5 protein-coding genes are annotated in these 6,000 nt (G+C 54.1%); 1 reads left to right on the top strand and 4 read right to left on the bottom strand.

Annotation, left to right across the window (positions count from 1 at the left end; genetic code table 11):
• The coding region (locus tag FHC48_RS16710) for a hypothetical protein (RefSeq protein ID WP_220420552.1) at nucleotides 1-185 on the top strand (185 nt) is incomplete at its 5' end.
• A gap of 115 nt (nucleotides 186-300) precedes the next feature.
• Here the strand turns inward: FHC48_RS16710 and FHC48_RS16705 are convergent.
• From FHC48_RS16705 to FHC48_RS16690, 4 genes are all read right to left on the bottom strand, one after another.
• Nucleotides 301-1,059: a hypothetical protein gene (locus tag FHC48_RS16705; RefSeq protein WP_059364123.1), complete on the bottom strand. Its 759-nt coding sequence runs from the start codon at nucleotides 1,057-1,059 to the stop codon at nucleotides 301-303.
• A gap of 54 nt (nucleotides 1,060-1,113) precedes the next feature.
• Nucleotides 1,114-1,356 (bottom strand): hypothetical protein, encoded by a 243-nt coding sequence (locus FHC48_RS16700; protein WP_145975724.1) that lies wholly within the window; start codon nucleotides 1,354-1,356, stop codon nucleotides 1,114-1,116.
• A gap of 688 nt (nucleotides 1,357-2,044) precedes the next feature.
• Nucleotides 2,045-4,420, bottom strand: a complete 2,376-nt coding sequence (locus tag FHC48_RS16695; RefSeq protein WP_059364121.1) for a glycoside hydrolase family 3 N-terminal domain-containing protein — start codon at nucleotides 4,418-4,420, stop codon at nucleotides 2,045-2,047.
• Nucleotides 4,421-4,423: 3 nt separating this feature from the next.
• Complete coding sequence (locus tag FHC48_RS16690; RefSeq protein ID WP_023292663.1) at nucleotides 4,424-5,824, bottom strand: MFS transporter; 1,401 nt, start codon at nucleotides 5,822-5,824, stop codon at nucleotides 4,424-4,426.
• Between the last annotated feature and the right edge of the window lie 176 nt (nucleotides 5,825-6,000).

Raw genomic sequence — 6,000 nt, 5'->3', positions numbered from 1 at the left:
AATGTTTTATAACAGTAAGCGTCGGCATGGTTCGAGCGAGCAGATGCCACCGGCTGAATATGAAAACCTATATTATCAACGGCTCAGAAGTGTCTAGATTATCCGTGGCGATTCACACCACCAAACCTAACCCACATAGCGCCATCTTCCATTACCTCTACAAATCCAGCGCATCCATTTACTAAGAAGTGAACATAATGTTTAACGCTGTCTTTCTTGCCAGCCATTTAACACCCCTCTTTAAACGCTCTGTAAGCCCCGCTATTCATTTTATTATTAACAGGGCTACCAGAGTATTCATTAGCCTAATAAAGCTTGCTGTGCATCATCTGTAGCCGCTCCTGCTAATACCAACTTAGCTACAGCAATAGTTTTAGCTGGTACTTTCTCACCTGCCGTGGCTCTGTCTAATGCCGCCTGTGCCTTAGCAATGATTTCAGCGTCATATTCCCATTTACTAGCCTCTTGTTCTGGCTGTGGAATCATCGCAGCTAAGCCGCCCATCTCAGCCTCTAACTCTGCCAGAATACGCGCTTGTGCTGCTTCTATTTTCCTGCGCTGAATCTCTGTATAGGCGGCGGTTAAAATAGCTGGTGCATCACGCTTAACCAGTTCTAACAGCACATTGAAAAACTCATGCTGTGCGGTGGTGATGGTTACACCCTCTGTAGCTGGCTGCGCCACCGCCTGAAACATTGGAGCAGCTTTAGCCGCTTTAGCTTCACCACGTTTAGCGCGTGGTTCTGCTGCTGCTCTGGTTCCTTCCAGCATCTTGCTAAAGTCATTGATGGTCAGTGACAGGCCTTCCTGCTCGAACCACTTCACCACATCACTCTTAGTAATTGCTGGTTCCTGTTCTGCTGAATCATTCACCTTAATGAATGGGGCAAACTTCACAGCCTCAGCTTTACGCTGGTCAAAGGAACACAGCAAAGCCTTACCCTCTGCGCTCATATGGTGAAGCTTTGGGTTAGCTTCTTTAGCATCTTTAAATGCCTTGTTACCCATTACAGCTACATTAATGTTAGCTTTCTTGATTACTGCTTTAACGCTTTCCATCTTCAATCCTTATTAGTTAATGGCTAGCATCATTACTAGCCCTAATAGTTAATATTAAGCTGGTGTATGCAGGAGGTCTATCACGCTTGCTGTCATAGCCTCTACACCTTCATCCGATGCACAAACAATACCCGCATCCCGCATGGCATAAAGCACACATTCAATCATTTCAGACTCTTTATCGAAGTCAGGTTGAGTATCTTTAATCAGCTCACGCACGAGATTTATTAAAGCAAAGTCATTAGCCTTATTTAGCTGGTTAGCAATAAGGCAAGCCAGAATTAGATTGTATTTCATATTCCCATCCTCGTATTTGTCGTTTCCCGCAATCGGGAATTGAATAGTGCTCTTGTCAATAGCTAACAGCAAGCGCTAGCATTAATGCTTAGCACAAATACCTTAAAACCTTTGGGTGTGATAGCGCCTGATTACATCTGTTTAACCAGCGATAACAGATCATATCTCATTGATAATAAAACGGTAAATAAACGGTGCAGCACGGATAGATTAAGAATAGTCTTAACAGCTAATTAACCCCATTTACGCGATGAGATAACACCTGTAATAGATTGTTAGGCGCTAGAATGAACGCCTTAGAGAGTGCTTAGATGGTTAAACATCGCGCAGTTCATTACGATTTAGGTCAAAAGAACGCAGAAAGGAAAGTATTAACTAATAGCTATACATACTACTAATAGCTACTAAGCATTAATTGCAGCCACTAATAATAGCTCATACGGAAGGATAAACAACACAGGCGAGGCCAACCGTATAGCCATTGAAACGGGTGTGCATTCGCTAGCTCATGGGTGAATGACAATAGTTTTCACATTGATAGCCCTTCACATCTACGCTCTTGCACCCACGTTGCACACAGGAACAGCACAGCCTGATGCTAACATATTGATAGATAAACAAGTTTATCGGATAGATATAGATTAGGGTATTTTGCCCATCTCCCACGATGGGCTTTTTTTTATCCTGACTACGCGCGCGTAACCTCACAGGTACTGAGCATCCGCCACTCGGCAGGCAGCACCCGCGTTTCCCCGGTCACATTGACCGTCACCACCTGGCGGATATCCGCCGACGATGCGCCAACCTGCAGTTCAAACTCGCCCGGCTCAACGATGCGTTTCCCGTTGCGACGGGTGAAGTTGAACATCTCCACTGGCAGCGTAAAGCTGAGCGTGGCGGTTTCGCCCGGCGAGAGCGTGACGCGCTGGAAGGCCTTCAGCTCCTGAAGCGGCCGCACCTGGGTGGCGACCTTATCCCTGACGTAAACCTGCACCACCTCGCTGCCGCTGCGCTCTCCGGTATTGGTAATATCCACGCTCAGCGTCACCTCGCCGTCGACCGGCACGCTGTTTTCAGCTACGCGGACAGCATTCCAGCGAAACGTCGTCCAGCCGAGGCCGAAGCCAAACGGATAACGTGAACCGAAGTGGAACGCAAACGGCGTGCCCCCGCTTTTGAGCTTGTGATTGTAGTAATACGGCATGGCCCCGGCGCTTTTCGGCACGCTCACCACCAGACGGCCCTGCGGCTCTGCCCGTCCCGTTAACACGTCCGCAATCGCCCAGCCCCCTTCCTGCCCCGGTGCCCACGCCACGATCAGCACGGCCACCTTGTCCTCCAGGCCCTGAAGAGTGTAAGGACGCCCGCCGGTCATCACGACAATCACCGGCTTGCCCGTCGCCACCAGCGCCTCCAGCAGCTGCTGCTGAACACCCGGCAGGTTCAGGGAATCGGTGTCGGAACCTTCCCCCACGGTACCGCTCTGGAACAGCCCGGCGAGATCGCCCACGCAGGCCACCACCACGTCACTCTCCTGCGCGGCGTTGACCGCCTCGGGGATAAGAGCGGTGCTTTGCGACACGGGAGACTGCTGCATCGGTTTACCGCCGCTGTCGCCCGGGAAGACCGGCGCACCCGCCATCCGTTTCTCAATGATGTGACACCCTTTGGCGTAACGGACCTGAGACGCGCCGAGGTAGTGTTCCAGCGCCGCGCGCGGGGTCGTCACCTGCGAGGTCTCCTCAACCATATCGCTGATGATCAGATGCACCGGGAAGCTGTAGCCGCTGAGCAACGCCAGCGGATCGTCTGCCGTCGGTCCCACCAGCGCCACGCGGGGCTTACCATTTAGCGGCAGAATGCCGTTGTTTTCCAGCAGCGTGATCGATTTTGTCGCCACCTCCCGCGCCACCTGTAGGGTCGTCTCATTTTGCAGAACGATACCGTTTTCATCGGCATACGGGTTCTCAAACAGGCCGAGACGGAATTTTTCGGTCAGCACACGGCCCACAATCTCATCCACTTTCGCCATAGAGATCAGCCCGCGCTCAACGGCGTCCGTCAGATGGCGTGCGCAGTCATCTTTCGGCAGCTCAACGTCCAGCCCGGCGTTGAAGGCCAGCGCGGCGGATTCGGCCGCATCGTGGGAAATGCCGTGATGCTGGTGCAGCAGGCTGACGCCGCCGTAGTCCGCCACAATAATGCCGTCGAAGCCCCACTGTTCGCGCAGGACGGTGGTCAGCAGGAAGCTGTCGCTGTGCCCCGGCTGGTTATCGATATCGTGGTAGGCGGGCATGACCGAACCGGCGTTTGCCAGCTTCACCGCCATTTCAAACGGCAGCAGGAAGGTGTCATTCAGTTCGCTAAAGCCCAGATGTACCGGCGCATGGTTGCGCGCCCCTTCGCTGAACGAGTGGCCCACGTAGTGCTTGAGCGTCGCCAGCAGATCGCGCTTGTCGCCCTGTAACCCGTTCACGTAGGCGGTTGCCATCACGCCCACCAGCCAGGGATCTTCCCCGAAGGTCTCTTCGGTTCGCCCCCAGCGCACGTCGCGGGAAACGTCCAGCACCGGCGCCAGCCCCTGCTGGCAGCCGACGGATCGCGCCTCTTTGCCAATCTGCTCTGCCGCGCGCTGCACCAGTTCCGGATCCCAGGTCGAACCGTAGTTCAGCGACGACGGGAACAGCGTGGCGTCTTTGCACAGCAGCCCCACCAGGCACTCTTCATGGAACAGGGCCGGAATGCCGAGTCGCGTCTCCTCCATCATCAAGCGCTGCAGGCGGTTAGCGGCGCGCACGCCGGTTTTCGCGTCAACGATATGGGTACCCAGCGGACGGGTGATCTGCCCGACGCCCAGCTTCAGCCGTTCGCTCAGTGCAGCCTGCTCGCTCACGCCGGCGAATTCGTCGCTGAGGTCGCTGCGCTCGCGGTGGTTGCCGTTTTCATCGAGGATCAGCCAGTACGCATGCATCTGGGCGAACTTCTCTTCCGGGGTCATACGCGCCAGTAAATCGGCGACGCGCTCGTGCACGGGACGTCCCGCGTCCTTATAGATAGCTGTCATGTTTTACTCCTGTAGTGCGGAAGGGGTTGCCGGGCTGAGCGGCCCTGCTTCGGGTCTCACCTCACGCTTGCTGGCCAGCTCCCGGGCGATGGAATCCACCAGCCGACTGTTAAGCTTGTAGATTGAAAGCAGCGCGACCATGCAGAGGAACAGCGCGCAAGGGATAAGGGTGAACAGGGCGTTGATCGTAGAGAGCACGTGCGGCGCCTGGGCTGCCTGTCCCGGGGCGTAATCCACCATGCCAAGCACCCAGCCGACGACCGCCCCACCCAGCGCCAGCCCAAATTTGATGGCAAACAGCGCGGTAGAGAAAACCAGCCCGTCCAGGCGGCGGCCGCTGCGATGCTCTTCGTAGTCGACCACATCGGAGAACATGGTCCACTGCAGCGGCGTGGTGAGGTTTTGCACAAAGCTAAAGACAATGTTGAGGCCAAAAATCAGCCACACCTGCGAAGGCGGCAGGAAGAAAATCAGCGCCCCGAAAATGACGAAGGAAATAATGGTCCACTGATAGGCGCGGACTCGGTCAAATTTCCCCAGCAGCCGTTCAGATAATAGTGCGCCGCTTAAGGAGGCGACCATTCCGGAAACAATAAAGGCAAAAACCAGCTCCGGTCGCAACAGCACGTAGTTCACGTAATACATCGTGGCGGAACCGCGCGTTACCACCGCCGTTAACAGCAAAATATTAAACAGGAACACTATGCGCCACTGGCTGTTTCCGGCCAGCAGTTTTAAATCGGTGAGCATCGAGCCGGAAGTATCACTGCGCGGAGAATAACGCTCGCGGGTCATCAGGAAGCAGCAGAAAAACAGCACAATGCCCAGCAGCCCCATCAGGCTCATGGCGTAGAAATAGCCTTTCTGCACGTTGCCCTGGCCTAACAGTGAGACCAGCGGCAGGGCAATCACCGTCACAATCAACCCGCCGATAAACGACAGGCCAAAGCGCCACGACTGCAGGGAGTGACGCTCGCGGGGATCCAGCGTCAGCGCACCGGGCATAGCGCAGTAAGGCACGTTAATCGCGGAGTAAATCAGGCTTAAGATCGCGTAGGTCAGGCAGGCATAAACGATTTTCGCCGTCGGCCCCACGTCCGGTACATAGAAGGTGATGAGGCAGCTTACGCCAAACGGAATGGCAAACCACAGCAGCCAAGGACGGAAACGGCCGTGGCGCGTTTGAGTGCGATCCACCAGCGCGCCAATGCACGGGTCGACAAACGCATCGACCACGCGCACCACTAAAAACATGGTGCCCATGATTGCGGCGGGCAGCCCAAAAACGTCCGTATAGAAATAGGCGAGAAATAACGTTGCCGTTTGCCAGACCAGCGCGCTGGCCATATCACCTAAGCCATAACCTATTTTATCTTTGGTACGCAATACAGAGGAGAGTGTCATTGTTATTTGCCTTTTTATCAGGTTAAAACGTATTTCAACCAGTTGCGCATCATCTGAAGGGAAATGCGCATGTAAGGCTCAAGTATTAGCAACGGTTTGCGCGCTAACAATTGTCTAAATTGACAGGCAAATTATGATATTTAGTTTTTTACTTTATTTGTGATGGGGAGCATATT

Origin of the sequence: Enterobacter sp. EC_50 (assembly GCF_019584525.1) — a bacterium.
Classification (GTDB): Bacteria; Pseudomonadota; Gammaproteobacteria; order Enterobacterales; family Enterobacteriaceae; genus Enterobacter; species Enterobacter roggenkampii.
This window is presented reverse-complemented; position numbering and strand designations above follow the sequence as displayed.